The organism is Luteimicrobium xylanilyticum, from assembly GCF_009429125.1.
In the GTDB taxonomy this organism is placed as follows: Bacteria; Actinomycetota; Actinomycetes; order Actinomycetales; family Cellulomonadaceae; genus Luteimicrobium; species Luteimicrobium xylanilyticum.
Genome location: NZ_CP045529.1, coordinates 2,827,049 through 2,853,177, shown reverse-complemented (window position 1 = coordinate 2,853,177; position 26,129 = coordinate 2,827,049). Strand labels below are relative to the sequence as shown.

At 73.8% G+C, this 26,129-nt stretch carries 25 protein-coding genes; 12 read left to right on the top strand and 13 right to left on the bottom strand.

The features are described from left to right. Positions 1-11 precede the first annotated feature (11 nt). Genes KDY119_RS12660 through KDY119_RS12650 form a run of 3 tightly spaced genes read left to right on the top strand, consistent with a single transcriptional unit; the run spans position 12 to position 2,531 of the window. Entirely contained in the window at positions 12-689 is a 678-nt protein-coding gene (locus KDY119_RS12660) for an SAF domain-containing protein (protein ID WP_153022389.1), read from the top strand. Continuing rightward, on the top strand, positions 686-2,038 hold the full coding sequence (locus KDY119_RS12655) for an AAA family ATPase (RefSeq protein WP_153022388.1): 1,353 nt from the start codon (positions 686-688) through the stop codon (positions 2,036-2,038). The genes KDY119_RS12660 and KDY119_RS12655 overlap by 4 nt, the downstream gene beginning before the upstream one ends. Before the next feature lie 4 nt (positions 2,039-2,042). Continuing rightward, positions 2,043-2,531, top strand: coding sequence for a DUF6912 family protein (locus tag KDY119_RS12650; protein WP_036946613.1), 489 nt, complete (start codon positions 2,043-2,045; stop codon positions 2,529-2,531). Between the two features lie 35 nt (positions 2,532-2,566). Here KDY119_RS12650 and hisN read toward each other — a convergent pair whose 3' ends face one another. The 5 genes from hisN to KDY119_RS12625 all read right to left on the bottom strand — a co-directional run bounded on the left by hisN (position 2,567) and on the right by KDY119_RS12625 (position 7,699). Beyond that, complete coding sequence (gene hisN / locus KDY119_RS12645) at positions 2,567-3,349, bottom strand: histidinol-phosphatase (protein WP_036946610.1); 783 nt, start codon at positions 3,347-3,349, stop codon at positions 2,567-2,569. Positions 3,350-3,591: 242 nt separating this feature from the next. Continuing rightward, positions 3,592-4,662, bottom strand: coding sequence for a ribosome small subunit-dependent GTPase A (rsgA, locus tag KDY119_RS12640; RefSeq protein ID WP_036946607.1), 1,071 nt, complete (start codon positions 4,660-4,662; stop codon positions 3,592-3,594). 4 nt (positions 4,663-4,666) lie between these two features. Then, entirely contained in the window at positions 4,667-6,007 is a 1,341-nt protein-coding gene (gene aroA / locus KDY119_RS12635; RefSeq protein WP_153022387.1) for a 3-phosphoshikimate 1-carboxyvinyltransferase, read from the bottom strand. Positions 6,008-6,069: 62 nt separating this feature from the next. Next, positions 6,070-6,954 carry a hypothetical protein gene (locus KDY119_RS12630; RefSeq protein WP_153022386.1) on the bottom strand — a complete coding sequence of 295 codons (885 nt, stop codon included), beginning with the start codon at positions 6,952-6,954 and terminating at the stop codon, positions 6,070-6,072. Between the two features lie 241 nt (positions 6,955-7,195). After that, the gene (locus KDY119_RS12625; RefSeq protein ID WP_153022385.1) at positions 7,196-7,699 is read right to left on the bottom strand and encodes a DoxX family membrane protein; all 504 of its coding nucleotides are present in this window, start codon (positions 7,697-7,699) and stop codon (positions 7,196-7,198) included. Between the two features lie 115 nt (positions 7,700-7,814). Here KDY119_RS12625 and KDY119_RS12620 point away from each other — a divergent pair, with 115 nt between their 5' ends. The 3 genes from KDY119_RS12620 (at position 7,815) to rsrA (ending at position 9,887) form a co-directional block, all read left to right on the top strand. Continuing rightward, complete coding sequence (locus KDY119_RS12620; protein WP_036946598.1) at positions 7,815-8,567, top strand: MgtC/SapB family protein; 753 nt, start codon at positions 7,815-7,817, stop codon at positions 8,565-8,567. A gap of 157 nt (positions 8,568-8,724) precedes the next feature. Then, positions 8,725-9,570, top strand: a complete 846-nt coding sequence (locus tag KDY119_RS12615; RefSeq protein WP_407657401.1) for a sigma-70 family RNA polymerase sigma factor — start codon at positions 8,725-8,727, stop codon at positions 9,568-9,570. After that, positions 9,567-9,887 carry a mycothiol system anti-sigma-R factor gene (gene rsrA, locus KDY119_RS12610; protein ID WP_227994332.1) on the top strand — a complete coding sequence of 107 codons (321 nt, stop codon included), beginning with the start codon at positions 9,567-9,569 and terminating at the stop codon, positions 9,885-9,887. Before KDY119_RS12615 ends, rsrA begins: the two co-directional genes overlap by 4 nt. Before the next feature lie 81 nt (positions 9,888-9,968). Here the strand turns inward: rsrA and KDY119_RS19430 are convergent, their stop codons facing one another. Then, positions 9,969-10,043, bottom strand: coding sequence for a 50S ribosomal protein bL37 (locus KDY119_RS19430; RefSeq protein ID WP_098459088.1), 75 nt, complete (start codon positions 10,041-10,043; stop codon positions 9,969-9,971). 139 nt (positions 10,044-10,182) lie between these two features. Here KDY119_RS19430 and KDY119_RS12605 point away from each other — a divergent pair, with 139 nt between their 5' ends. Continuing rightward, positions 10,183-11,025 carry a DUF4097 family beta strand repeat-containing protein gene (locus tag KDY119_RS12605; protein WP_051136171.1) on the top strand — a complete coding sequence of 281 codons (843 nt, stop codon included), beginning with the start codon at positions 10,183-10,185 and terminating at the stop codon, positions 11,023-11,025. Next, positions 11,025-11,654 carry a PadR family transcriptional regulator gene (locus tag KDY119_RS12600; RefSeq protein WP_036946595.1) on the top strand — a complete coding sequence of 210 codons (630 nt, stop codon included), beginning with the start codon at positions 11,025-11,027 and terminating at the stop codon, positions 11,652-11,654. The genes KDY119_RS12605 and KDY119_RS12600 overlap by 1 nt, the downstream gene beginning before the upstream one ends. A gap of 66 nt (positions 11,655-11,720) precedes the next feature. Here KDY119_RS12600 and KDY119_RS12595 read toward each other — a convergent pair whose 3' ends face one another. The 6 genes from KDY119_RS12595 to KDY119_RS12570 all read right to left on the bottom strand — a co-directional run bounded on the left by KDY119_RS12595 (position 11,721) and on the right by KDY119_RS12570 (position 20,559). Then, complete coding sequence (locus KDY119_RS12595) at positions 11,721-12,311, bottom strand: GDSL-type esterase/lipase family protein (RefSeq protein WP_036948069.1); 591 nt, start codon at positions 12,309-12,311, stop codon at positions 11,721-11,723. A 162-nt stretch (positions 12,312-12,473) separates the two neighbouring features. Beyond that, on the bottom strand, positions 12,474-13,406 hold the full coding sequence (locus KDY119_RS12590) for an aldose 1-epimerase family protein (protein WP_036946593.1): 933 nt from the start codon (positions 13,404-13,406) through the stop codon (positions 12,474-12,476). A gap of 4 nt (positions 13,407-13,410) precedes the next feature. Continuing rightward, positions 13,411-14,421, bottom strand: a complete 1,011-nt coding sequence (locus KDY119_RS12585; protein WP_036946590.1) for an aldo/keto reductase — start codon at positions 14,419-14,421, stop codon at positions 13,411-13,413. 163 nt (positions 14,422-14,584) lie between these two features. Next, positions 14,585-18,388: a multifunctional oxoglutarate decarboxylase/oxoglutarate dehydrogenase thiamine pyrophosphate-binding subunit/dihydrolipoyllysine-residue succinyltransferase subunit gene (locus KDY119_RS12580; protein WP_153022740.1), complete on the bottom strand. Its 3,804-nt coding sequence runs from the start codon at positions 18,386-18,388 to the stop codon at positions 14,585-14,587. 273 nt (positions 18,389-18,661) lie between these two features. Beyond that, a complete protein-coding gene (locus tag KDY119_RS12575; protein ID WP_051136170.1) occupies positions 18,662-19,762 on the bottom strand; it encodes a HAMP domain-containing sensor histidine kinase in 1,101 nt (366 codons plus the stop codon). Continuing rightward, entirely contained in the window at positions 19,759-20,559 is an 801-nt protein-coding gene (locus tag KDY119_RS12570) for a response regulator transcription factor (protein ID WP_083890577.1), read from the bottom strand. Before KDY119_RS12570 ends, KDY119_RS12575 begins: the two co-directional genes overlap by 4 nt. A gap of 239 nt (positions 20,560-20,798) precedes the next feature. Between KDY119_RS12570 and KDY119_RS12565 the strand changes: the two genes are divergently transcribed. The 3 genes from KDY119_RS12565 to KDY119_RS12555 all read left to right on the top strand — a co-directional run bounded on the left by KDY119_RS12565 (position 20,799) and on the right by KDY119_RS12555 (position 24,798). Then, positions 20,799-22,133: a hemolysin family protein gene (locus KDY119_RS12565; protein ID WP_036946581.1), complete on the top strand. Its 1,335-nt coding sequence runs from the start codon at positions 20,799-20,801 to the stop codon at positions 22,131-22,133. Then, positions 22,130-23,188 carry a hemolysin family protein gene (locus tag KDY119_RS12560; protein WP_036946578.1) on the top strand — a complete coding sequence of 353 codons (1,059 nt, stop codon included), beginning with the start codon at positions 22,130-22,132 and terminating at the stop codon, positions 23,186-23,188. Before KDY119_RS12565 ends, KDY119_RS12560 begins: the two co-directional genes overlap by 4 nt. Before the next feature lie 221 nt (positions 23,189-23,409). Continuing rightward, positions 23,410-24,798, top strand: coding sequence for a D-alanyl-D-alanine carboxypeptidase family protein (locus tag KDY119_RS12555; RefSeq protein ID WP_051136169.1), 1,389 nt, complete (start codon positions 23,410-23,412; stop codon positions 24,796-24,798). A gap of 21 nt (positions 24,799-24,819) precedes the next feature. Here the strand turns inward: KDY119_RS12555 and KDY119_RS12550 are convergent, their stop codons facing one another. Beyond that, positions 24,820-25,464: a CYTH domain-containing protein gene (locus tag KDY119_RS12550; protein WP_036946575.1), complete on the bottom strand. Its 645-nt coding sequence runs from the start codon at positions 25,462-25,464 to the stop codon at positions 24,820-24,822. Between the two features lie 104 nt (positions 25,465-25,568). Here KDY119_RS12550 and KDY119_RS12545 point away from each other — a divergent pair, with 104 nt between their 5' ends. Beyond that, positions 25,569-26,081, top strand: coding sequence for a mycothiol transferase (locus KDY119_RS12545; protein WP_036946572.1), 513 nt, complete (start codon positions 25,569-25,571; stop codon positions 26,079-26,081). Positions 26,082-26,129: the final 48 nt, after the last annotated feature.

The window sequence follows — 26,129 nt, the reverse complement described above, 5'->3', positions numbered from 1 at the left end:
ACGGACCGACGATGACGACGACCCTCCGGCCGACCCTCGAACAGCTCCCGGCCCCGGTCGCCCCGCGGCTGCGCCGTCCGACCTGGCGCGACCCGAGGCTCCTCGTCGGGTGCGCCCTCGTCGCGGGCTCCGTCGCGCTCGGGGCGACCGTCGTGTCCTCGGCACGCGACACCGCGCCGGTGTACGTCGCCGCGCACGACCTGGTGCCGGGCGACGCCGTCGCCGCCTCCGACCTGCGCGTCGTCGACGTCAACCTCGGGGGCGAGGCGGCCCGTTACCTTGCCCCCGAGGGCGGCGGGCTCGCCGCCGGGACCGTCGTGACCGGTGTCGTGCGCTCGGGCGAGCTCCTGCCGCGGGCCGTGCTGGGCAAGGCCTCCGACGTCCACGTCCGCACCGTCGCCGTGCCGGTGGGCGGCACGCTCTCCGACCGCGTCGAGGCCGGCTCCACGGTCGACGTGTGGTTCGTGCCCAAGGCGGCCACCGGCGCGGCTGGCTCCGACGCCGCGGCCGCGCCGCGACGGATCACGGAGAGCGCCGTCGTCGCCCAGGTCGACGAGCCCGGCTCGAGCCTCGTCGGCGGAGGCCAGACCACCGTCCAGGTCCTCGTGCCCCAGGACGACCTGCCCACCGTCCTCGCGGCGCTCGCTGCCGACGGCACCGTCACCGTCGTGCCCGGCGGCGCCCGGTGAGTGCGCTCTCCGACCCGACCCCCGTCCCCGTCCTCTGCGCGGTCCGCGGACCCGCGGAGGCAGGCGTCGCCACGACTCTCGCTGCCGACCCCGGCACGGTCGTCGTCCGGCGCTGCGCCGACGTCGCGGAGCTCCTCGCCGCGTCGGCGGCCGGTCTCGGCGCCGTGGCCGTCGTGTCGAGCGACCTGACCGGGCTCGACCGGTCCGCAGTCGCGGCGCTCCACGAGGCCGGGGTGCGGGTCGTCGTGCTGCACGACGACACCGCGCACGAGGAGCAGCGCGTCCGCGCCCTCGGTCCCGACCGGCTCCTCGCCCTCACGACGGCGCTCGCCGACGGCGCGACGCTCGCCGGGACCGTTCGCGACGCCCTGCGCGACCCCGCCCGCCCCGAGACGGGTGCGATGCCCCGGCTCGACGAGGCGCCCGTCGTGCGACGCGCCGGGAGCGTCGTGGCTGTCTGGGGCCCCACCGGGGCGCCGGGGCGCTCGACGGTCGCCGTCAATCTCGCGGCCGAGCTCGCCGGTGCGGGTCGGCGGACCGGCCGGCGCCGCGGCGGGACCGCGGAGCCCGGCGTCGAGGTGCTGCTCGCCGACGCGGACACCTACGGCGGCGTCGTCGCCCAGCTCCTCGGGATGCTCGACGAGTCCGTCGGGCTCGCCTCCGCCTCGCGCGCGGCCGCCCAGGGCGTGCTCGACGCCGTCACGCTCGCGCGCCTCAGCCCCTACGTGCTCGCCCGCCTGCGGGTGCTCACCGGCATCACCCGCCCTGCGCGGTGGGTCGAGCTCCCCTCCTCCTCGCTCGACGTCGTCTGGGAGAAGGCCCGCGAGATCGCCGACGTGACCGTCGTCGACTGCGGCTTCTCCCTCGAGCACGACGAGCTCCTCACGTATGACACGCGGGCACCGCAGCGCAACGCGGCCACCTTGTCGGCGCTGGGCGCGGCGGACGTCGTGGTCGTCGTCGGGGGAGCGGACCCCGTCGGCATCCAACGGCTCGTCCGGGCTCTCGGGGACCTCGACGACGCCGGCGTCCTCGCGCCCCGCGTCGTCGTCGTCAACCGGGTCCGAGGACGTGCGAGCGGGAGCCGCCCCGCCCAGGCGGTCAGCGACGTCCTCGCCCGGTACGCCGGCGTCGACGCGCCTGTGCTCCTGCCCGACGACCCGGCCGCGTGCGACCGGGCCGTGCTCGAGGGCAGGGTGATCGCCGAGTGCGCGCCCTCGTCGTCGGTCCGCTCGGCGCTCACCGCCCTGACGGGTCGGGTGCGCGAGCTCCTGCCCGCCCGCCAGGCTCCCGACGGCTCCGGTCTCGGCGACCCGGTACGACGCGAGGCCCTCGAGCGGGCACACTGAGGCCATGCGCCTGTACGTGCCCGCGACCCGCAACGACCTCGACACCGTGACCACCACCACCGCCCGGGCCACCTGGCCGATCGGTCCGCGCGTCGCGCACGCCGTCACGCCCGCGCTGCGCGCCGAGCTGCCTGACGAGGACGACGAAGGTCTCGAGTACGCCGCCTGGCTCGCCGCCGCCGACGACTCGCTCGGGCTCGTCCTGCAGGGGGCGTCGTCGCCGCTGCGCGTCGTGGTGACCGTCGAGGTGCCGGACGGCGTCGTCGGGACCGCGGTCGAGTCCGGCGACGACGTGTCGTCCAGCACGGTGCAGGTCACCGACGACGTCGACGCGCAGGTCGTGTGCGCGCACGTCGACGAGACCGACGCCGGGCCCGACGTCCTGCGCGTGGGGCAGGTCGCCGAGGCCGACCTCGACGACGCGCTCCAGGCCGTCGTCGACCGCGACCTGCTCTGGTACGACTGGACCGAGCTGGACCAGGCCCCGCGCTGACCGCGAAGTCCCCCGCGGGGAGGACGACGTCGCGGTCAGTCGCCGAGGTAGTCCAGCACCACGTCGTGGAGGTGGCCGTTCGAGGCGATCGCGTTCCCGCTGAAGGGACCCGGCTTGCCGTCGAGGCCGGTGAAGCGCCCACCGGCCTCGGTCACGATCGGGACCAGCGCCGCCATGTCGTAGAGCTCGAGCTCCGGCTCCGCGGCGACGTCGACGGCGCCTTCGGCCACGAGCACGTACGACCAGAAGTCCCCGAACGCGCGGGAGCGCCAGACGGTGCGGTGCAGGTCGAGCATCGCGTCGAGCCGGTCGCGCTCCTCCCAGCCGGTCAGGCTGGAGTAGGAGAACGAGGCGTCTTCGAGCTCCGTCACGCCGGAGACCTGGAGGCGGGTCGCCGCGGACAGCGACTTGCCGGTCCACGCGCCCGAGCCCTTCGCCGCCCACCACCGCCGCCCCAGCGCCGGAGCGGACACGAGCCCGGCGACGACCTCGTCCCCGTCGACCAGGCCGATCAGCGTCGCCCACACGGGCACGCCGCGGACGAAGTTCTTGGTGCCGTCGATGGGGTCGAGGATCCAGCGGCGGGGCGACGACCCCGTCGCCCCGAACTCCTCGCCGAGGATCGCGTCGCGGGTGCGCGCCCGCTCGAGCGTCGACCGGATCATCCGCTCGGCGTCGCGATCGGCGTCGGAGACCGGCGTGTGGTCGGGCTTCGTCTCGACGTGCAGGTCGAGGGCCTTGAACCGGGACATCGTGTGCTGGTCGACCTGGTCGGCGATCACGTGCGCCAGACGTAGGTCGTCGTCGTAGCGGGTCATGAGGACAACGTAGTGGTGGCGCGGCCGCGGTGCCCGTACCGCTCGCCGGACGTGCGCCTCCTTCGCCGACCGGGACGCCTCGTTCGCTGTCCTCCCTCACCGCGACGTAGGCGTCCGCGCCGCCTACGTCGCGAGGACGGGATCTCGGACCCTCGAGCACGGGGTGCGCGGCCGTCAGTGCGCGCTGACGCGCGCAAAGCCCGTGCTCGGCGGGAGAGATGGTGGACTGCGGCGGGCGGCCGTCAGTCCCGCTCGGCCGACGCGCGGGCCTCGACGAGCCGCCTGAACGACGCGAGCCGCGCCGCCCGGGCTTCGCGCACGACGTCGTCGGGCGCCTCGTCGACCCACGCGTCGAGCGCGCAGTCGGGGGCGTCGGCGAGGTGCGTGCAGCCACGCGGGCACCGCTCGACGGCGACCGCGTCGAGGTCCTCGAACGCCCGGAGCACGCGGTCGACCTCGACGTGCGCGAGCCCGAACGACCGGATGCCGGGGGTGTCGATGACCCAGCCGCGGCGTGCCCCGGGTGCGAGGCCGCCGTCGGGCACGGGGAGGCGCAGCGCGACCGCCGACGTGGACGTGTGGCGGCCGCGGCCGGTGACGTCGTTGACGTGCCCGGTCGCGCGGCCGGTCCCGGGGACGAGCGCGTTGACGAGCGTCGACTTCCCGACGCCGGAGTGCCCGAGGAGCACCGAGACCCGCCCGGCGACCGCGTCGCGCAGCGCGTCGACGCCTACCACGGGCCCGTCCGGCTCGCGCCGGGTCACGACGACGCGCACGCCGATCGGCTCGTACAGGTCGCGCAGCTCGTCGGCGCTCGCGAGGTCCGCCTTGGTGAGGCAGAGGAGGACGTCCATCCCGGCGTCGTAGGCGGCGACGACGGCCCTGTCGATGAACCCGGTCCGCGGCTCGGGCTGCGCGAGCGCGGTGACGATGACGAGCTGGTCGGCGTTCGCGACGACGATCCGCTCGTAGGGGTCGGTGTCGTCGGCGGTGCGCCGCAGCACGGTCCGGCGCTCCCCGATCCGCACGATCCGGGCGAGCGTCCCCTCGCCCCCGCTCGTGTCCCCGACGACGTCGACCCCGTCGCCGCACACCACGCGGTCGCGGTTGAGCTCGCGCGCCTTCATGGCGACGACGGTGCGCTCGTCGGGGCCGTCCTCGTCGAGGAGCAGCGTGTACCTTCCGCGGTCGACGGCGGTCACCATGCCGCGGGCGGCGTCCTCGTGGGCGGGGCGCTGCTTGGTGCGCGGGCGGGTGCCGCGGCGCGACGGGCGCGACCGGACGTCGGACTCGTCGAGGACGCGGCGGCCCACGGCCTCAGCCCCGCCCGCCGGCGAGCATCCCGGACCACAGGGCCGTGAAGCCCGGGAGGGTCTTGGCGGTGGTGGACACGTTCTCGACCGCGACGCCCGGCACCCGGAGCCCGACGAGCGCGCCCGACGTCGCCATCCGGTGGTCCGCGTACGAGTGCCAGACGCCACCGTGCAGCGGCGCCGGCGTGACGACGAGGCCGTCGTCGGTCTCCTCGCAGCCGCCGCCGAGCGCGACCATCTCGGTGCGCAGCGCGGCCAGGCGGTCCGTCTCGTGAAAGCGCAGGTGCGCGATGCCACGGAGCCGGCTCGGAGAGTCGGCGACGGCGGCGAGCGCCGCGACCGTGGGTGCGAGCTCGCCTGCGGGGGACAGGTCGACGTCGATGCCGTGGACGGTGCCGTCGCCGGTCACCGTGAGGACGCCGTCGTCGAGGGACCAGCGGCCGCCCATCCGCTCGAGGATGCCGGGGACGAGCGCGCCGGGCTGCGTGGTCTCGGCGGGCCATCCCGGTACGCGCACCGAGCCGCCGGCGACGAGCGCCGCGGCGAGGAACGGCGCCGCGTTCGACAGGTCGGGCTCGACCCGGACGTCGCGCGCGGCGACGGCGCCGGGCAGGACGCGCCAGGTCGGGACGTCGTCGGGCGCGCCGCCCAGGCCGGAGACCTGGACCTCGACGCCCACCTCGCGCAGCGTGAGGACGGTCATCTCGATGTGGGGGAGCGACGGCAGCCGGGGGCCGACGTGGCGGACCGTGAGACCCCCGTCGAACCGGGCGCCTGCGAGCAACAGCCCCGACACGAACTGGCTCGACGCGGACGCGTCGACGTCGACGGTCCCGCCTCGCACGGCGCCGGTGCCGGTCACGGTGAACGGGAGCCGTCCCCGTCCGGCGTCGTCCACGGCCACGCCGAGCTGGAGCAGCGCGTCGAGCACGGGGGCCATCGGACGCACGCGCGCGGCCTCGTCGCCGTCGAAGCGGACGGGGCCGTCAGCGAGCGCGGCCACGGGCGGCAGGAACCGCATCACGGTCCCGGCGAGCCCGCAGTCGACGTCCGCATCGCCGCGCAGGGGAGCGGGGGTCACGCGGACGGTCGACCCGTCGACCTCCACGCCGACCCCGAGCGCGCGCAGCCCCGCCGCCATGAGGTCCGAGTCACGGCTGCGCAGGGCACCGCGCAGGACACCGGGCCCCTCGGCCAGCGCCGCCAGGACGAGCAGCCGGTTGGTGAGCGACTTGGAGCCCGGGACCTCGACGGTCGCGTCGAGCGGGTGGGTGGCGACCGGAGCGGTCCAGGGTGCGTCGTCGGTCGGCAGGGCGGTGAGCGGCGCTGTCCCGGGGGTCGTCATGGTCTCAGGCTATCGGCCCGTGGACGCGCAGGGGCGGGCGCGCCCACGGGCCGGTCAGGGGGTCAGGCGGAGCGGCGGCGGACGACCAGGAGGGTGCCGCCCGCGGCGACGAGCAGCGCGGCCCCGACGACGTACGGCAGCACCGGGGCACCCGTCTCGGCGAGGTCGGGGGACGCTCCGGCGGCCGCGTCAGCGCTGGTGGAGGCGGCGGCGGTGGCGGCGGTGGTGGCCGTCCCGCCCGCCGCCAGGACGACGGTCGTGGGGCTCGCGGTCGCGCTGTTCGTGGCGGCCGGCGTCGCCTTCGCGACCTGCGCAGCGGCGGGCGTGGTCGCGGCCGACGGCGCGGCGTGCGTGGCGGTGCCCGTCGCCGTCGGGCTCGCCTCAGGGGCGGCGGTGGTCGTGGCGGGGCTCGTCGAGCCGGGGGCGCTCGTGGCGGGGTGCGTGGTCCCGGTCGTTCGGGTCGGCGTGGTCCGGGGCGTCGAGTCCTGGTCGGGCGTCGGCGTGGAGGTGGCGCCGCAGCGGCACCCGACCGAGTCCTGCCAGTGGTAGTTCGTGCCGCCGACCTGGACCCACGTGTACGCGAAGTGGGTCCAGCCGGGCCAGTCCTCCCGCTCGGTGGGGTTGAAGTGCCGGGTCCCCGACCAGGTGCCCTTGTCGTGGTGGAAGTTGAAGGTCTTCTTCTCGCCGGTGTCGAGGTTCTTCACCTCGACGTTGACGTCGTTCGCCTGCCCGGCCGGGAGGTCGGAGGGGTAGCGGACCGTGACGCCGTGGCCGCAGGTCGGGGCGTCGTACGTCCAGTCGTGGCCGGAGGAGGTGCGCTGTCCCTGGTCGTCGGGTCCGGTGTGGTGGGTCGCGGTGGCCAGCGCGGAGGGGGCGGAGACGATCCCGAGCAGTGTCAGTCCGGCGAGGGCGGTGGCGATGCGGAGGTGTCGGCGTGCAGCAGTCATCGGTGAGAGCTCGCTTCTTCGGTTTCGGTCGACGGCGACCGCAGCCTAGGACAGTCGTGGAGCGAGTCCGACACATCCGATTCGAGGAGGAACGGATGATACGGGTGCAGTAGTGATGAAGGCCCGGAATTTCGCCGTTCCTTATACGGACACACCCGTCATATCGTTGCAGGATCGTAACGTGAGAGCGATCCCATCCGTGGGGAGGAGGGAGGGGCGAGGTCTGTGGCCCTGGTGTCCGCTATGCCTCGTGCGCTACGGCCGCGCTCACGGCCTCGTCGACGGCCTCGTGCCGTGCGTGCCGCTCGTCGCGGGCGTGCTGCACGCGCCACCGCACGCCGGGGCGACCTTCGGTGTCGGCGGCCGCGAGCAGCGCTGCGCCCGTGAGGCCGAGCGCCTTCGTGAAGCGCGTGGCGCGCTCGCCCCGAGGTCCGGGGCCGCCCGTGACCGGCTGGCTCGCTGCCGCGAGGGGCGCGGTCAGGGCCGCGAGGACGAGCGCCGCGGTCCGCGGAGCCTTGTGGAAGGCGAGGAAGAGGCCGGCGACCGCGGTGGCGGCGCCGTGCGCGCGGACCACGAGGGTGACCCGGCCCCGGGTCGCCTCGCGCACCGCCGGCACGACGGTGCCCATCTGGTCGAGCGCGGCCTGGGCGACCTCGACGTGGGGTGCGGGGTGGAGAACCGCGCTCACGCCGTCGTACACGAAGGGGACGGCGAGGAGGGGGCGGGCGAGGTGTCGCAGCAGCATCCGTCCAGACTGTCGCACCGTCCGCTCGCACGCCACCGCGGGCGAGGTGGTCGAGCGGCGGACCGGCGACGGCGTCCGTGGTGCTGGAGCTCGCGGTGCTGCCTGCGTTGGAGGGATGGTCGTCCACGCTGCCCTCTCGTTCGAGCCGACCGGCCAGGGCTGGACCCAGGTCGCCGAGTTCGGCGCCGCGTTCGTCCTGTCGGCGGCGATCGGGCTCGAGCGCGAGCTCAAGCAGAAGTCCGCCGGCGTGCGGACCTACACGGTCGTGGGCCTCGGGTCGGCGCTGTTCATGCTCGTGTCCAAGTACGGGTTCACCGACGTCCTGGTCTCGGGGCAGGTCGTCCTCGACCCGTCGCGCGTCGCCGCGCAGATCGTGTCCGGTCTCGGCTTCATCGGCGGCGGCATCATCTTCGTCCGCCGTGGCTCGGTGCGCGGCCTGACGACGGCGGCGAGCGTCTGGCTGACGGCCGCCGTCGGCGCCGCCGCAGGTGCGGGCCTCCTCGTGCTCGCCCTCGTCACGACCGTCGCGTACTTCGTCGCGATCCTGCTGCTCGCGCCGCTCGCGGGCTTCGTGCGCGAGCACCTCGGCGGGCCGTGGCCGATGCTGCGCGTCCAGTACCTCGACGGTCGCGGGCTCCTGCGCGACGTCCTCGCCGTGGTCACCGAGGCAGGGTTCGCGGTGCGCGAGCTGGCGACCTCGCAGCAGGGGCACGTGCAGATCCCGGGCGACGGAGGCACGACCGACGCGACCTCCGTGGAGGTCACGGTGCGGCTCGGCGGACGCGGGGACGTCGAGTCGGTCGTGGGGGCGCTCAGCGAGCTCGACGGCGTCCTCACGGTCGCGACCGGGGAAGAGACGGAACCCTGACCCCTGCCGCGCCCCGGTGACGTCGTGTCTGTCCGTCGCGCCGTCGCGCCGTCGTCCGCTCTGCGAGGTAGGCGCGCGAACGCCTGCTGCGCGAGAACGAGGTCTGTGCCTCGGCGCAGCGGGAATGTTCCGTGCCCGGGGAGACGTTCCGGTGTACGTGACGTGCGGTGTGCTCGAGAGTCCTGCGGTCCGGTCCGACGTGCGGCCGGTCCCTTTCGGCGACGGCGACGGCGGGTGGCCGACGGTGCACCTGGCGCGGCCGGCGGGGCACGGGGCCACGACCCCGGGCCTGGCACGGGCCGGGGGACTAGGCTCGGTGACGATGACTGAGACCCCACGCGACCCGGCCCCCGCGGCCGGCTCGCCCGCCCCGACGATCGACGTCGACCCCGACGACACCGACCGCGCGCCCGCGACCGAGGACGAGGCGGCCCGTGCCGCGCGCTTCGAGCGGGACGCGCTGGCCTACCTCGACCAGCTCTACTCCGCCGCGCTCCGGATGACCCGGAACCCCGCGGACGCCGAGGACCTGGTGCAGGAGACGTTCACCAAGGCGTACGCGGCGTTCCACCAGTACAAGCCGGGCACGAACCTCAAGGCTTGGCTGTACCGGATCCTCACGAACACGTTCATCAACTCCTACCGCAAGAAGCAGCGCGAGCCGTTGCAGTCGAACGCGGAGGACGTCGAGGACTGGCAGATCGCGCGCGCGGCGTCGCACACGTCGCAGGGGCTGCGTTCCGCCGAGGCGGAGGCGCTGGACCGCCTGCCCGACTCGGACATCAAGGCCGCGCTGCAACAGCTGCCGGAGGACCGGCGCATGGCCGTGTACTACGCGGACGTCGAGGGCTTCCCGTACAAGGAGATCGCGGAGATCATGGGGACGCCGATCGGCACCGTGATGTCCCGTCTGCACCGGGGGCGGCGCCAGCTGCGGGAGCTGCTGGCCGACTACGCACAGGATCGAGGGCTCGTGGGGACGAGCACGGGAGGTCAGTCGTGAGCAGGAACGTTCCTTCGGGCGACGCAGGCGCCGCCGAGGGTATCGAGCCGATCCCGCACGCGGTGAGCAGCGACGACGAGTGCGAGCACGTCGCCGAGCACCTGTGGGAGTACCTGGACTCGGAGATGACCGAGGACGACGCCGCGCGGATGCGTGCGCACCTCGCGCACTGCTCGCCGTGCCTGGCCGAGCTGAGCCTGGACGAGCTGGTGCGTCAGCTGCTGCGCCGCTCGTGCGCGGACCGTGCTCCGGCGACCCTGCGCGCGCGCCTGTACGCGCAGTTCTCGGCGACGGCGGTCATCACGCGCGGGATCTGAGGACCCGGCCGACACCGGACATGACGAGGCCCCGGGCTCCGTGAGGAGACCGGGGCCTCGTGCCGTCCTGCCTGAGGGTGCTCAGGCGTTGGGACGACGGCCGTGGTTCGCGGCGTTGCCCTTGCGGCTGCGACGCTTGCGCCCGCGCTTGCTCATGGCTGTCTCCTTCGAGTCGTGTAGGGGTTCGCCCCCCATGGTCCCACACGGCGGGGGTTGCCGACGCCACGGACGCGATATAACGTGTGTGCATCAACGAGATATATCGCGTCGTCTGGCGCGAGGGCGGAGGACAGCGATGGGACAGCACTGGACGGTGGCGGAGCCCACCACGATCGACGTCGCCGAGACGGTCGCCGAGCTCGAGGTCACGCTGGTGCGCGGCCGGGTCGACGTCGTCGCGGGAGACGGTCCCGGCTCGCGCGTGGAGGTCCACGCGCTCACGGGACGTCCGCTGGAGGTGGAGCTGTCCGGCCGGAGGCTGAAGGTCGGCTACCGCAACCTCGGCTTCGCGGGCTTCGCCGAGAAGTTCCGGCTGTTCCGCTCCGACGAGTCCGCGGACGTGCAGATCACCGTCCCCGCGGACGTCGCGCTCAAGCTGGCCGTGGTCAAGGCCGACGGCCTCGTCGCAGGCCTGCGGGGCCCCGCGAAGGTCTCGACCGTGAGCGGCCCCGTCGTCGTCGACCAGTGCACCGGCGACCTCACGGTCAGCACGGTCTCCGGCGAGCTCGTGGTCCGCGACCACACGGGTGACGTCACGAGCTCGAGCGTGTCGGGTGTCGTCACCCTCGCCGGGGACGTCCCCGTCATCAAGGCCAGCACGGTCTCCGGCGACCTCGCGCTCGACCTGACGAGCACCCCACGGACCGCGAAGGTCTCCGCCGTCTCGGGCGACGTCGTCCTGCGGGCGCCCGACGTCGACCGTCTCACCCTCAAGCTCTCGGCCGCGAGCGGCCGCGTCACCGTCGACGGCGTCGAACAGGCCGACCGGCACCACAAGGGCGTCGTGCTCGACGGGGTGAAGCCGCTCGGCACTGCGGTCGTGAGCGTCGTGTCCGGCGACGTCACGGTCCTCGAGCGCGGCGCACCCGACGACGCCGCCACCGACGGTCCCGGTACGACCGACGGGCGGGACGCCTGATGGTCGCCGTCTTCGCGCACGGCGAGCTCCGCCTCTACCTGCTCGCGCTCCTCGCCGACGGCCCGCGTCACGGCTACGAGCTCATCACCGCGCTCTCGGACCGGTTCGGCGGCACGTACCGCCCGAGCGCGGGCACCGTCTACCCGCGGCTCGCACGGCTCGAGGAGGAGGGCCTCGTCCGCAGGGCCGCGTCGGGCCGGACCGCCCCCTACGCGCTGACCGACGCGGGACGCGAGGAGCTCGCCGCCCGGGCTGACGACGTAGCCCGCCTCGAGCGCGGCATCGACGAGACGGTGCGCGAGCGTGCGCAGTCGCTGCGCGAGGACGTCGCCAGCTCCATGCAGGGGCTGCGCGCCGAGCTCGCGCTCGCTGCCCAGGAGGCACGCCAGGAGGCGCGTCGCACGCCACGAGGACCGGCGTCCGACGCACAGGACCGCGGGCGGCAGGCCCGGGCGGCGTCGAACCGGGCACGGCGGGAGGTCGACGCGATGCTCCAGGCGTTCCGCGACGACCTGCGGGCCGAGCTGCGGCGCGCGGACGCCGTCGACGCGGTGAGCAGAGTGACCGTCGAGACCGCACGTACCGTGCTCGACTCCGCGCGCGCCGCGATCCGCGCCACGCTGCGGTAGGGGCAGGACGTGCTCGGGGTCGCGCTGCTGCTCACGGGGCTCCGGGCACCCGTTCCCCTGCCGCGGTCAGAGAGCCGGGTCCGGCAGGCCCAGCCACGCGTGCCAGCCCGTGTGGAGCACGAGCCACGCCATGAGCCCGTAGCCGGCCTGGCCGGGCATGCCCGTGGGGCCGGTCGCGAGGTCGCCGAGCCACTGCTCGTGCCCGACGAGCGGTCCGAACGTGTCGACGTACGGCACCCGGCGCCGGCTGGCGACGTCGGCGTAGGCGTCGGACAGCTCCTGGAGCCGTCCGTTCTGCTCCGGAGCGCCGGGCGGAGGCCCGACGACGAAGGTCGGCAGCCGGCGCTGCTCCGCGACGTCGAGGACGTTCGCCAGGTTGAGGCGGCTGCGCGCGAGGGAGAGGTCGGTGTCGACGTCGTGCCGCCCGAGCGCGACGACGAGCCGGTTGTCCGCCCCGGGCGCGGTCGAGAATCGGCGTGACGTCTCGGCGTCCCACCGCTGCGACAGGGCCGACGAGCCCTCGCCCGGGATGGCGAGCGGCATCACCACCGTGACGCCGTCGAACCGGGTGCGGGCGGCGACCCGGCCCGTCCAGCCCAGGCCCCGCGCGTCGCCGGCGCCGGCCACGAGCTCGTCGCCGACCACGCACACGCGCAGCTCGGTGCGGTCGTCCCCGGCGGCGCCCGCCTGTGCCGGGACGCCGGCCTGGCTCGTCTGCTTCACCGTGCTCCGTCCGTCCGCGTCCACCACTCGATCATTGTGACGTACGGACCGCCGGATCCCTGGGAGCCGGCGGTCCGCACGCGCGTGTGGGCGCCCTCAGGCGAGCGTCAGGCCCCAGGTCGAGGTGTGCGACGCGCCCGGCTCGAGCACGACCAGCAGGTCGCCGGTGCGGAACGCGTCCGCGTAGCAGGTCTGCGGCTCGACGGCCACGGCGCTGCGGCGGATGCTCGGCGGGTTGATGAAGTCGCCCGTGCAGACCTGCCACGCGCCGAACGTCTCGTCCATCCACAGCCGGGTCGTGCGCCCGTCGGGAGTGCCCAGCTCGGCCCAGGAGAGCCCGTCCGCGTCGCGCAGCACCCCGACGAACGCGTCGTCGAGCGTCGCGCCCTTCAGCGCGGACGCGACCCGGTGGTCGAACGACCCGGCGACCGGCTCGGTGCCCACGGGCAGCAGCCGCTCGTCCGTCGTGACCCGGGTGTCGGCGTCGAGGCGCAGGGTGCAGTCGTCGACCGCGGCGCCCCGCGTCGACAGCCACGGGTGGAAGCCCACGCCGTACGGCGCGCGGACCGCCCCGTCGTTGGTGGCCGTGGTCGTGACCGTGAGGCCCGCGTCGCTCAGCGCGTACCGGACCGTGACGACGACGTCGAACGGGTACCCGGACGTCTGCACGATCCGGTGGGTGAGCTCGACCGCGTCCTCGGCGTCCGTCGTCGTCCGCGACGTGACCTCGAACCGGACCCAGCACACGAGCCCGTGGAGCGCCGTCATGCGGGCCACCTCGGTCACGGGGACCTGGTGGTCCGTGCCGTCGAACGTGTACGCGCCGTCCCGGAGCCGGTTCGGCCACGGGGCGAGCACCGCACCGTGGCTCGCGGGCGCGATCTGGTCCTCCGCGTACGGCTGGACCACCTCGAGGCCGTCGACCGTGTAGGCGCGCAGGGTCGCGCCCACCTCGGTCACGACCACCTCGTGCGCGCCGCGGCGCAGCGTCGTCTGGGCGCCCGACGGCGCGTGCGTCGTGTCGGTCATCTCGTCACCACTTCTCGTGCAGGGCGGCGCGGAACCGCTCGTCGTAGATGCGGCGGACGCCGCGCTCGAAGGTCGGGCCGAGGACGCGCGCCGAACCGGCGGCGGCGTTGGCGCGGGCCTGGTCGGCGTTGCGCGCGCCCGGGATCACGGTCGACACGCCGGACTGCTGCCACAGCCACGCGATCGCCGCCTGGGCGGGCGTCAGCGCGGGGGCACCGTCCTCGGGGGCGCCCAGCTCCTCGACGAGCCGTGCGAACTCCTGCGCCGCCTCGACGCCCGTCTCGTAGTCGACCCCGGAGAAGGTCTCGCCCACGTCGAACGCCTCGCCGTTCCGGTTGTACGTCCGGTGGTCGGACTCAGGGAAGGTCGTCTGCGCGGTGTACCGGCCGGACAGGAGGCCCGACGCCAGCGGCACGCGCGCGATGATCCCGACGCCCGCCTCGGACGCGGCCGGGAGGACCTCGTCGAGCGGCTTGAGCCGGAACGCGTTGAGGATGATCTGCACGGTCGCGACGTTCGGACGCGCGATGGCGGTCAGCGCCTCCTCGGTCCGCTCGACGCTCACCCCGTAGGTGGCGATCGCGCCCTCGTCGACGAGCGTGTCGAGCGCGTCGAACACGGCGTCGTCGGAGTAGACGGCCGTCGGCGGGCAGTGGAGCTGCACCAGGTCGAGGCGGTCGGTGCGCAGGTTCGTGCGGGACCGGTCGACCCAGCCGCGGAAGGCGTCGAGCGTGTACGCCTCGGGGACCTGCTCGACCCGGCGGCCCATCTTCGTCGCGACGGTGACCTGTGCGTCCGGGTGCTCGGCCAGGTAGGAGCCGATGAGCTGCTCGCTGCGGCCGTCGCCGTACACGTCCGCGGTGTCGACGAACGTCACGCCGGCCTCGAGCGACGCGTCGATCACGGCGTGCGCGTCGGCCTCGCTGACGTCTCCCCAGTCGGTGCCGAGCTGCCAGGTGCCCAGCCCGACGACGGACACGAGTCGGCCGGTGCGGCCGAGGAGGTGGTGTTCCACGGGTCTTCCCCTCTTCTCGGTCCGGGTCCTGCCACCGGGGTGGCGGGACTCGGGCCAGGTGGCCCCTGCGTTGGTGCGGGCAGGGGTGTGCGCGTCCAGTGTGCTCGTTCGGACGGCACGAGGCCCGGCGACCGTGCGGCCGCCGGGCCTCGTCAGATGGTGCTCAGCGCCCGAACGCCTGCTCCAGCAGGGTCGCCGCCTGCGCCTTGTGCTTCTTGGCGGTGCCGGCCGCGGTCGACGCGGAGGCCGGACGGGACACGACCTTCACCTCCGGCAGGTCGTCGGGCAGGTTGATGTGCACGTACGACCAGGCGCCCTGGTTCTCCGGCTCGTCCTGGACCCAGACGACGTCGGCGGTCGCGTAGCGGCCGAGCTCGTCGCGGATCTCGTCCTCGGGGAACGGGTAGAGCTGCTCGAGGCGCACGATCGCGACGGTCTCGTCCTTGCGAGCGGTCCGCTCGGCGAGGAGGTCGTAGTAGACGCGACCCGTGCACAGCAGCACACGCGTGACCTTGGTCGGGTCCGCCGTCGCGTCGCCGATCACCGGGCGGAACGTGCCGCTCGTGAAGTCCTCGACGCCCGACGCCGCCGCCTTGAGGCGCAGCAGCTGTTTCGGGGTGAACACGACGAGCGGGCGGCGCGGCCGGGCGTACGCCTGGCGGCGCAGCAGGTGGAAGTACGACGCCGGCGTCGACGGCTGCGCGACGGTGAGGTTGTCCTCCGCGCACATCTGCAGGAACCGCTCGATGCGGGCCGAGCTGTGGTCGGGCCCCTGCCCCTCGTAGCCGTGGGGGAGGAGCATGACGAGCGAGGCGTTCTGGCCCCACTTCTGCTCCGCCGACGAGATGAACTCGTCGATGACCGTCTGCGCGCCGTTGACGAAGTCGCCGAACTGCGCCTCCCACAGGACGAGCGCGTCCGGGCGCTCGACGGAGTAGCCGTACTCGAAGCCGAGCGCCGCGTACTCCGACAGTGACGAGTCGTAGACCCAGAACTTCTCCTGGTCCGCCGACAGGTACAGCAGCGGCGTCCACTCCGCGCCGGTCTCGCGGTCGTGCAGGACGGCGTGGCGCTGCACGAACGTGCCGCGGCGCGAGTCCTGCCCGGCGAGGCGCACGGGCGTGCCCTCCATGAGGAGCGAGCCGAACGCGACGAGCTCGCCGAAGCCCCAGTCGATCCCGCCCTGCGTCGACATCTCGTGCCGCTTGGCGAGCATCTGCTGGAGCTTCGGGTGGACCGTGAAGCCCTCGGGCGCGGCGACCTGGACCGCCCCGACGCGCTCGAGCGTCGCGGGCGAGATCGCCGTCTTCCACCCGACCACCGTGCCGGCGTCCTCGCGCTGGGACTCAGGACGCTCGAGGCCCGCGATCGGCTCCGTCTCGGCCGGCGGGGTGTAGCCGCCCTCGCGGGTCTCGGTGAAGACCCGCTCGAGCTGGGTCTGGTAGTCCTTGAGCGCCTGCTCGGCCTCCTCGACCGTCAGGTCGCCGCGGGCCACGAGGTTCTCGGTGTAGAGCTTGCGGACCGAGCGCTTGGCCTCGATGAGGTTGTACATGAGCGGCTGCGTCATCGACGGGTCGTCGCCCTCGTTGTGGCCGCGGCGGCGGTAGCAGACCATGTCGATGATGACGTCGCGGTCGAACTGCTCGCGGAACGCGAAGGCGAGCTCCGCGACGCGCACGCACGCCTCGGGGTCGTCGCCGTTCACGTGGAAGATCGGGATCTGGTAGCCCTTCGCGACGTCGGTCGCGTACGTCGTCGAGCGGGACGACGAGGGGGCGGTCGTGAAGCCGACCTGGTTGTTGATGATGACGTGGATCGTGCCGCCCGTGCGGTACCCGCGCAGCTGCGACAGGTTGAGCACCTCGGACACGACGCCCTGGCCCGCGAAGGCCGCGTCCCCGTGGATCATGATCGGCAGGACGGAGAACCCGTCGCCGCCCAGGTCGATGAGGTCCTGCTTGGCGCGGACGATGCCCTCGAGCACCGGGTCCACGGCCTCCAGGTGGGACGGGTTCGCCGCGAGGTAGACCTGCGTCTGCGCGCCGGACTCCGCGGTGAACATGCCCTCGGTGCCGAGGTGGTACTTGACGTCGCCCGAGCCCTGGACCGACTTCGGGTCCACGTTGCCCTCGAACTCCGCGAAGATCTGCGCGTAGCTCTTGCCGGCGATGTTCGCGAGCACGTTGAGGCGGCCGCGGTGGGCCATGCCGATGCAGACCTCGTCGAGGCCGTTCTCCGCGGCGCGGGACAGGATGGCGTCGAGCAGCGGGATGACCGACTCGCCGCCCTCGAGCGAGAAGCGCTTCTGCCCGACGAACTTCGTCTGGAGGAAGGTCTCGAACGCCTCGGCGGAGTTGAGGCGGCGCAGGATCCGGAGCTGGTCCTCGCGCGGGGTCCGGGCGTAGCCGGCCTCGAGACGCTCCTGGATCCACTTGCGCTGTGCCGGGTCCGCGATGTGCATGTACTCGAAGCCGATGGTGCGGCAGTACGCGTCGCGCAGCAGGCCGAGGATGTTGCGCAGGGTGTCCTGGTACTTCCCGCCGAAGCCCGTCGTCGGGAACGTCCGCTCCAGGTCCCACAGGGTCAGGCCGTGGTTCTGGATGTCGAGGTCCGGGTGCTTGCGCTGGCGGTAGGTCAGCGGGTCGGTGTCGGCCATGAGGTGGCCGCGCGACCGGTAGGCGTGGATCAGCTCCGCGATGCGAGCCGGCTTGACGGCCTCCGCCTCGGGGTCGGTGCTGTTGTCACGTGCCCAGCGGACCGGCTCGTACGGGATCCGCAGCGCCGCGAAGACGCGGTCGTAGAAGCCGTCCTGGCCGAGCAGCTTGTTGCCGATCAGACGCAGGAAGTCGCCCGAGCCGGCGCCCTGGATGATGCGGTGGTCGTAGGTCGAGGTGAGGGTGACGACCTTCGAGACACCGAGCCGCGCGAGCTGCTCCTCGGAGGCGCCCGCGAACTCGGCCGGGTAGTCCATGGCGCCGACGCCGACGATCGCGCCCTGGCCGCTCATCAGGCGCGGCACGGAGTGCACCGTGCCGATGCCGCCCGGGTTGGTCAGCGAGATCGTGACGCCGCTGTAGTCGTCGACCGTGAGCTTGTTGGTGCGGGCGCGGCGCACGACGTCCTCGTACGCGTTCCAGAACTGCGCGAAGTCCATCGACTCGGTGCCCTTGATGGCGGGCACGACGAGCTGGCGCGAGCCGTCGGGCTTGGGCAGGTCGATCGCGATGCCGAGGTTGACGTGCGCCGGGTTGAGGATGCCGGGCTTGCCGTCGACCTGCGTGTACGACGCGTTCATCGACGGCATCTCGCCCACGGCCTCGATGAGCGCGAAGCCGATCAGGTGCGTGAAGGAGATCTTGCCGCCGCGCGTGCGCGCGAGGTGGTTGTTGATGACGATGCGGTTGTCGACGAGGAGCTTGGCCGGGACGGCGCGCACCGACGTGGCCGTCGGGACCTGGAGGCTGGCCTCCATGTTCGTCACGACGCGCGCGGCGGGGCCGCGGAGCTTGGTGGGCTCGTCGGCGGCCTCGGCGGGCAGCGCGTTCGCGGAGCGGGCCACGGGGACGTCGGCGTACGGGGCGGTGGCGGGCTGCGCCGTCGCGACGGGGCGGGGGGCCGTGGGCGACGGGGCGCTCGGCTCGGCGGGGAGCGCGGGCTCGCGCGTCGCCTCCACGGCGCGGGGCGTGGGGGTCGCAGCAGCCGGGGCGGCGGGCGCTGCGGGCGCGGGCGCTGCCGGCGCCGAGGGCGCGGCGGCCGGGGCCGCGTGGTTCGTGCCGTTCTTCGGGGCACCGGCGGCCGCGGCGTCGTCGCCGTCCGGCCGGTAGTCCTCGAAGAACTCCCACCACGCCGGATCGACGGAGTTCTTGTCGGCGCGGTACTGGTCGTAGAGCTCGTCGACCAGCCACTCGTTCGCACCGAACGAGGCGCGCAGCGCGCTGATCGACTCTGACTCAGCCTTCGGGGACACTCGGGGATCGCCCACTTTCGCACGTTTCGTGTCTGCTGTCGGGGCGCACAGGCGCGCACCCACCCACACCAGCCTAGGCCCTCGACCGCATCGTCACCGGCGCACGGACAGGCCGGGACGCGAGCAATCCCGCGGATCTTCACATCGGCTCTACGGGCGGCAACAGGAGGGCAAATGCTGCTCGTCGGGAGCAAAAAAAGCGGGTCGCCGAGCCCCATCTTTCGGTATCCCCGGCCGCCTTTCACCCGGGTGATCGCGACAGTGTGACGACGGTCACTCGGGGCGACGGGTGCGCGTGCCGCGCCGTGCGTGGACCGGCAGGCGCAGACGCATGCGCGCGCCGCCGTCGTCGCCGTCCGCGACCTCGATGGTCCCGCCGTGCAGGTCGACCGCCCAGCGGACGATCGCGAGGCCGATCCCGGTGCCGCCGGTCGAGGAGGAGCCGAGCTGCGCCGTCGCCGACCCGCGCTGGAACCGGTCGAAGATCCGCCCGCGGTCCTCGGGGTCGATGCCGGGGCCCTCGTCCACCACGTCGACGACGACGCGGTCGCCGCCCGGCTCGAGCGTCGCCTCGAGCAGGATGCGGCCGTCCTGCGGCGAGTACCGGATCGCGTTGTGCAGCAGGTTCGTGACGACCTGGTCGAGCCGGACCGGGTCGGCCTCGAGCTCGAGGTCCTCGGGCGTCACGTCGACGACGTACCGGAGCTGCTTGCCCGCGTCGAGCATCGACACCGACTCGGCCACCTCCTCGAGGAAGTCCCCGAGCGGGATCGTCTCGTAGTTGAGCGCGGCCGCGCCCGCCTCGATGCGCGACAGGTCGAGCAGGTACGCGACGAGGCGCGACAGGCGCTCGGTCTGGGTGAGGGCCTGCTGCAGCGTCGCGGGGGACGCGGGGGTGACGCCGTCGACGACGTTCTCGAGCTGGGCGTGCAGCGCGGCGACGGGTGTGCGCAGCTCGTGCGAGACGTTGGCGATCAGGTCGCGGCGCACCTGGTCCGAGGCGGCGAGGTCGCTCGCCATCTGGTTGAACGCGCCCGCGAGCTGCCCGACCTCGTCCCGGCTCGTCGCCGTCACGCGCCGGGTGTAGTCGCCGTCGGCCATGGCGCGCGCGGCGGCGGTCATCTCGCGCAGCGGGGACGTCATGCCGCGCGCGAGCACCTGGGTGAGGAGGAGGGACAGGACGATCGCGAGCGGCAGCGTGCGGCTCGGACCGAGGTGGTTGCGCAGGCCCAGCCAGGTGACGAACGCCGCGAACGTCACGGTCGCCGCGACGAGGATCCCGAGCTTGATCCGGATCGACTGGAAGCGGTCCAGCGGACGGACGTCCGGCACCCGGGCGATCCGGGCACCGGCGCGTTCGCCGGTCCGGCTCATGCGTTCGGCTCGAACGCGTACCCCACGCCGTGCACGGTCCGGATGAGGTCCGCGCCGAGCTTGCGGCGCAGCGCCTTGATGTGGGAGTCGACGGTCCGGGTGCCCGACGCGTCGGCCCAGTCCCACACCTCCGCGAGGAGCTTCTCGCGCGTCAGCACGGTCTTGGGGGAGCTCGCGAGCATGACGAGGAGCTCGAACTCCGTGGGCGTGAGGTGGACCTCCTCGCCGGCCCGGTACACGCGCCGCTGCGCCTGGTCGATGGTCACGTCCCCGACCTCGAGCGGCGGCTGGGCGACCGGCGACGACGCGACCTGCGCCGCGCGGTCCACGCGCCGCAGCAGCGCCTTGAGGCGCGCGACGAGCTCGCGCATCGAGAACGGCTTCGTCATGTAGTCGTCGGCGCCGACGCCGAGCCCGATGATCATGTCGGTCTCGTCGTCGCGGGCGGTGAGCATCAGGATGGGCAGGGGGTGCTCGGCCTGGATCCGGCGGGTGACCTCGAGGCCGTCGATGCCCGGGAGCATGACGTCGAGGACCACGGCGTCGGGGCGCAGCCGCAGCGCCGCGTCGACGCCCGACAGTCCGTCGCGCGCGACCTCGACCCGCCAGCCCTCGGCCGTGAGGCGCTGCGCGATGGCGGTCGCGATGGCGGGCTCGTCCTCGACGACGAGCACGGTCGCGTTCGGCTCGCCCGCGGGGCGGGCCGACGGTCGCCCGACGGCCCCGCCGTTCGGGTTGCCCGTCGGGACGTTCGGACGACCGCCCGGCTGTCCGGACGGCAGGGAGCTGGGTGCCATAGGGAAAGACTGGCACACAGGGGTGTGAACCGCCCGGAGGTCGCGCTGGGCGCCGTCTGTGCGTCGGATGGAGATCGTGTGGGCGTGGCGTGCCGAGCGCCCGGCACGCCACCCACCGATACGATGGTGCGCACCATGAACGGTGACGACCCACGACATAGGTCCGCACGTCCATCCCGCCCCGCCCGCGCCGCGCGCAGGCCCGGGCGGCCGTCGTTCGCCCGGGTGGTGGCCGCCGCGTGCTGAACGACTGGCTCCTGCTCCTCCTCGGCGTCGTCCTCACGGCGGGGACCGCAGTGTTCGTCGCGAGCGAGTTCGCGCTCGTCACGCTCGACCCGGCGGTCCTCAAGAGCTCCGGGCACGGGGACGAGCCCGACCGCCGCGACCGTAGCGTCCGCTCCGCCCTGTCGGAGCTCTCGACCGAGCTGTCCTCCGCCCAGGTCGGCATCACGGTCACGACGATCCTGCTCGGCTACACCGCTCAGCCCGCGCTCTACGACCTCGTGGTCGCAGCGCTCGGCCACACGGCGCTCGCACGCGGCGTCGCCGTCGCGCTCGCAGGGATCGTCGCTCTCGTCGTCGTGAACGTGTTCTCGATGCTGTTCGGCGAGCTCATCCCCAAGAACTTCGCGCTCTCGCTCCCGTACCCGACGGCGCGGCTCGTCGTGCCGCTGCAGCGCGCCTTCACGACGGTGGCGCGGCCGGTGGTCGTCCTCCTCAACGGTTCGGCGAACGCCCTCCTGCGGCGCGTCGGCGTCGAGCCCGTCGAGGAGCTGTCCGGGGCGCGGTCGTCGACCGAGCTCGCGGCTCTCGTCCGGCGCTCGGCGCAGGAGGGCACGCTCGAGGAGGGTGTCGCGACGCTCCTCACCAACACGATCGACCTCGAGGAGCTGACCGCCGTCGACGTCATGACGGACCGGCTGCGCATGGACGTCCTGCACAAGGAGGCGTCCGCCGCCGAGCTGCTCGACGTCGTCCGCGCCACCGGGCACTCCCGCTTCCCCGTGATCGACCGCGACCGCGACGACGTCGTCGGCCTCGTGCACGTGCGCCGGGCCGTCTCCGTGCCGGCCGATCGGCGCGCCGACGTGCCCGTCGCCGCGCTCATGGTCGACGCGCCGCGCGTCCCCGAGACCGTCGGGCTCGGTCCGCTGCTCGTCGAGCTGCGCGGTTTCGGGCTCCAGATGGCGGTCGTCGTCGACGAGTACGGCGGCACGTCCGGCGTCGTGACGCTCGAGGACGTCGTCGAGGAGCTGGTCGGCGAGGTCTCCGACGAGCACGACGCACGGGTCGTCGGCGCCCGTCGGCTGCGCGACGGGTCGTGGCGCGTGCAGGGTCAGCTCCGTCCCGACGAGCTCACGGAGCAGACGGGCCTCGAGGTCCCCGAGTCCGGCGCGTACGAGACCCTCGGCGGCCTCGTCATGACCGAGCTGGGCCGCGTGCCCGCCGTCGGTGACGAGGTCGAGGTCGACGGCGTGCGGCTGCGCGTCGACGTGATGGACGGCCGTCGCGTCGAGCAGCTCCGCGTGAGCGCCGTCGACGGTGGACCGGCGCGGGACGGGGGTGCGGCATGAGCTCCACGGCCGGCCTGATCCTCGGCATCGTCCTGCTCCTCGGCAACGCCTTCTTCGTCGGTGCCGAGTTCTCCGTGCTGTCCGCGCGCCGGAGCTCGATCGAGCCCCTGGCCGCGGCCGGGAACGTCCGCGCCCGCACCGTGCTCTACGCGATGGAGCACGTGTCGCTCATGCTCGCCTGCGCGCAGCTCGGCGTGACCGTGTGCTCGACCGGTCTCGGGATCGTCGCCGAGCCCGCGCTCGCGCACCTCGTCGAGGTCCCGCTGCACGCGATCGGCGCGAGCCCCGACCTCGCGCACCCGATCGCGCTCGTGCTGGCGCTCGCCGTGGTCGTCTACCTGCACGTGGTGCTCGGCGAGATGGTGCCCAAGAACCTCGCGGTCTCCGCACCCGATCGTGCGGTCATGCTGTTCGCACCGCCGCTCGTGCTGCTCGCCCGCGTCCTGCGGCCCGTGATCGGCGCGCTCAACTGGCTCGCCAACCACGCGGTGCGCGCCGCGGGCGTCGAGCCGCGCGACGAGGTGGCGTCCGCGTTCACGGTCGAGGAGGTCCAGTCGATCGTCGAGCACTCCGCGGCCGAGGGCGTCCTGCAGGACGAGCAGGGCCTCCTCTCCGGCGCGATCGAGTTCTCCGAGCGGACCGCCCGCGAGGTCATGGTGCCGCTCGCGGACCTCGTGACGGTCGCGGAGGGCTGCACGCCCGACGACGTCGAGCACCTCGTCACGCGCACCGGCTTCAGCCGGTTCCCCGTGGTCCGGGCCGCCGAGCCGATCGGGTACCTGCACCTCAAGGACGTCCTGTACGCGACGAACGGCGACCGTGACGAGCCCGTGCCGTCGTGGCGCGTCCGGGCGCTCGCGGTCGCCGCTCCGGACGACGAGATCGAGGACGTCCTGCAGGCCATGCAGCGTTCCGCGGCGCATCTCGCGCTGGTGCGCGACGGCGCCGTGCCCGTCGGCGTGGTCTTCCTCGAGGACATCCTCGAGGAGCTCGTGGGCGAGGTCCGGGACGCGATGCAGCGCGGCGACACGCTGCGCCGGGCTCGCCCGCGGTGAGCCGTCCGTCGGCCGACCGGGACGCCCGTCCCACTGCGATGCGCACCGCCTCGTCACGGGCGGTCCACCGGTTCGTCACGGGCGCTTCCGTTATCGTTCCGTGATCGCGTAGGCTGTGCGCGGCGCGGGGGCCACCGGCCGTCGGGGAGCGTTCCTCCCGGCAGGTGTTGAGTCGTCGAAGTGCCTGCTGTTCCCGTCCGAGCCGAGACCCCGGAGGTGCCGTGGAATCCGCGACGTCGTCGCCCCCGCTGCTGACCCGCCGCGAACGCCGTGAAGCGGCGCTGCGCGCGCAGGACGCGCCGGTGGTGCACGTGCCGCCGTCCCCCACGGTCCACCTGGACGCCGTCCCGGTCGCGGCAGCCCGCCCGGCCGCCGCCGTCTCCCGGACGAGCGCGACGTCGCCGCGCACGGTGACGACTCTCGCGCCCGAGCGCACCGCCGAGGACTCGGCGCCGTACCTCACCCGCCGGCAGCGACGCGAGATGCTGCTCACCTCGACGGAGCAGGAGTCGCAGCACGTCGAGGAGGCCGCGCCCGCCGACCTCGCCCCCAACCACGGCCCCGCTCGTGTCACGAACACCTGGTCCGCCGCAGGGTTCGCCCATCACGGCCCGCAGGTCGCGCGGGTCACGTCCGTCGAGGCGCCGCGCGCCGGCCGGGCGGTTCCGGCGTCGGTCCCGGTCCCCGCGGTCGCCGCGCCGTCCGTCGTCGGCCCGACGTGCCACGAGCACGCCGCCGAGGTCGTCCACGAGCACCCCCTGCAAGGTGCACCGTCGCTCGAGCACGACGACCTGCCGCACGTGCAGACCGCGGAGCTCGAGGCGCTCCTTCTCGAGCCGTCACCGTCGGGCGACCCGCAGGGCGCGGGCGACGGCGGCGCCGTCGGCCTCGAGCCCGGCGCACGTCCGGGCAGCGACCGCCCCCGCTGGGTGCCGCGGGTCGCCGTCCTGACGTCGCTGGCCGTCGCGACCATCGCGGTCCCGCTCACGGGCGCCGCGAACGGCGACACCGCCGTCGACAACGGCGGTCGTCCTCAGGGGCCGAGCCTCCTCGACGCGGTCTCGGCGTCGGGCACGTCGACGAAGCTCCCCGACACGATCAGGTCGCTGGGCGACGGCGCGGCTCGCTCGCAGGTCGCGAGCCGCAGCGAGACCCGCGACAGCATCGCCGACTGCGACGTCGACGTCCTCCCGACCGGCAAGAACGGCGAGCTGCCGAAGAGCCAGCTCTGCGAGCTGTGGCAGAAGGGCTACTACCTCGCGAACCCGGCGGCCGCGGCGATCACGGCGATGAACGAGGCCTTCAAGGCGCGCTTCGGCCGCAACATGTGCCTCGTGGCCGCCTACCGACCGCTCGCCGAGCAGTACACGCTCGCCGTCACGCGCGCGGGCTACGCGGCGGAGCCCGGGACCTCGAACCACGGGCTCGGCCTGGCGGTCGACTTCTGCTCGAGCGAGACGGGCAACGCCGAGGTGTACCAGTGGCTGCGTGCGAACGGCCCGAGCTACGGGTGGGACAACCCGACGTGGGCCCGCGCGGGCGGCGGCGGCTCGTACGAGCCGTGGCACTTCAACTACGTGCCGCTCACCACGAAGATGGGCGTGATGTGACCGACCGCGCCTGACGACGGTTCAGCGCTGGTCGCCGGGCAGCGCCTGGTTGCGCCCGAAGCCCTGCAGGAAGCGGGGCCCCTGGGACTCGAGCTCCCGTTCGAAGGCCCCCGCCCAGCGCGCGAACGGCTCGTGGACGAGCGCGTCGTTGGCGAACCGGTGGTCCTCGGTGACCTCGGTGACGCAGAACGACGGGATCTGCAGGTCGACCACCGGACCGGAGCGCTCGCACTCGGCCACCACGAGCGGATGGTTGGCACCACCGAAGACGTCGATCACCCAGCCGTCCGCGCCGAGCCAGACCGCGTGCCGGTTCTTGACGATCCGCAGGCCGCCTCGGCGCACCATCTCCACCCCGACGCTCACGTCCAGCTCGCGCTCGGCCTCGTAGCGGGTGCCGCCGACCATCGGCCCCTTGGCGGTGAGGGCGCAGAAGTCGAACGCGTCCGCGTGGGCGTCGAGGACGTCGACCGCGTCGGACCGGTCGTCGAGCACGGCCCGCGCCGTGGAGGACTGGACGCGCAGCCGGAGGGCGTAGCCGTCGTCGGCGAGGTAGTAGCTCTGGACGATCAGGGTCGGCGGGCTCTCGTCGAGGAGCTCGCGGGGGACGTCGCGCGCGACGAAGCGGCGCTCGAACTCGAAGTCGCCGTAGCCGGAGTCGCTCACGTCCCGACCCTAGCGCGCCGATTCACCGAGTTGTCAGAATGTGGCGGCTGTCGAGAGCCGCCACGTTCTGACAAGTCGCGGGGGAGCGTCGCAGACTGGACGGTATGCGATCGACCGACATCCTGACCGACTCGTTCTCCCGGGTCGGGGACGGCGTGGGACGCCTCCTCGACGGCCTCGACGAGGAAGCCCTCGCCTGGCGCCCCGACCCGCACGCGAACACGATCGCGTGGCTCGTGTGGCACATCGGGCGCGGCGTCGACGCGCAGGTCGCCGACGTCGCGGGCGAGGGGGAGGTCTGGACGTCGGGCGGTTGGGCCGAGCGGTTCGGGCTCCCGTTCGACGACGGCGCGACCGGGTACGGCCAGACGCCGGAGCAGGTGGGCCAGGTCCGGGCGTCGGCGGAGCTGCTGCACGGCTACGTGGACGCGACGCAGGAGCGTGCCCTCGCGTACGTGGCGACGCTCCCCGACGAGGCGCTGGACCGGGTCGTCGACGAACGGTGGGACCCGCCCGTCACGCTCGGCGTCCGCCTCGTGAGCGTCGTGGGCGACGCGACCCAGCACCTGGGCCAGGCCTCGTACGTCAAGGGCCTGTGGCAGCGGGCGTCCCGCTGACCTGCTGACCTGCTGACCGACCCGATCGCCCGACGAGCACCGCGGGGG

Bases quoted from the DNA above. Each gene is read 5' to 3' on its own strand.
- KDY119_RS12660 (WP_153022389.1), top strand. From the start codon at position 12: ATGACGACGACCCTCCGGCCGACCCTCGAACAGCTCCCGGCCCCGGTC.
- hisN (WP_036946610.1), bottom strand. From the start codon at position 3,349: ATGACCCGCTACGACGACGACCTACGTCTGGCGCACGTGATCGCCGAC.
- KDY119_RS12575 (WP_051136170.1), bottom strand. From the start codon at position 19,762: ATGAGCCGGACCGGCGAACGCGCCGGTGCCCGGATCGCCCGGGTGCCG.
- KDY119_RS12650 (WP_036946613.1), top strand. From the start codon at position 2,043: ATGCGCCTGTACGTGCCCGCGACCCGCAACGACCTCGACACCGTGACC.
- KDY119_RS12560 (WP_036946578.1), top strand. From the start codon at position 22,130: ATGAGCTCCACGGCCGGCCTGATCCTCGGCATCGTCCTGCTCCTCGGC.
- KDY119_RS12605 (WP_051136171.1), top strand. From the start codon at position 10,183: ATGGGACAGCACTGGACGGTGGCGGAGCCCACCACGATCGACGTCGCC.
- KDY119_RS12545 (WP_036946572.1), top strand. From the start codon at position 25,569: ATGCGATCGACCGACATCCTGACCGACTCGTTCTCCCGGGTCGGGGAC.
- KDY119_RS12600 (WP_036946595.1), top strand. From the start codon at position 11,025: ATGGTCGCCGTCTTCGCGCACGGCGAGCTCCGCCTCTACCTGCTCGCG.
- KDY119_RS12570 (WP_083890577.1), bottom strand. From the start codon at position 20,559: ATGGCACCCAGCTCCCTGCCGTCCGGACAGCCGGGCGGTCGTCCGAAC.
- KDY119_RS12590 (WP_036946593.1), bottom strand. From the start codon at position 13,406: ATGACCGACACGACGCACGCGCCGTCGGGCGCCCAGACGACGCTGCGC.
- aroA (WP_153022387.1), bottom strand. From the start codon at position 6,007: ATGACGACCCCCGGGACAGCGCCGCTCACCGCCCTGCCGACCGACGAC.
- KDY119_RS12630 (WP_153022386.1), bottom strand. From the start codon at position 6,954: ATGACTGCTGCACGCCGACACCTCCGCATCGCCACCGCCCTCGCCGGA.
- KDY119_RS12625 (WP_153022385.1), bottom strand. From the start codon at position 7,699: ATGCTGCTGCGACACCTCGCCCGCCCCCTCCTCGCCGTCCCCTTCGTG.
- KDY119_RS12620 (WP_036946598.1), top strand. From the start codon at position 7,815: ATGGTCGTCCACGCTGCCCTCTCGTTCGAGCCGACCGGCCAGGGCTGG.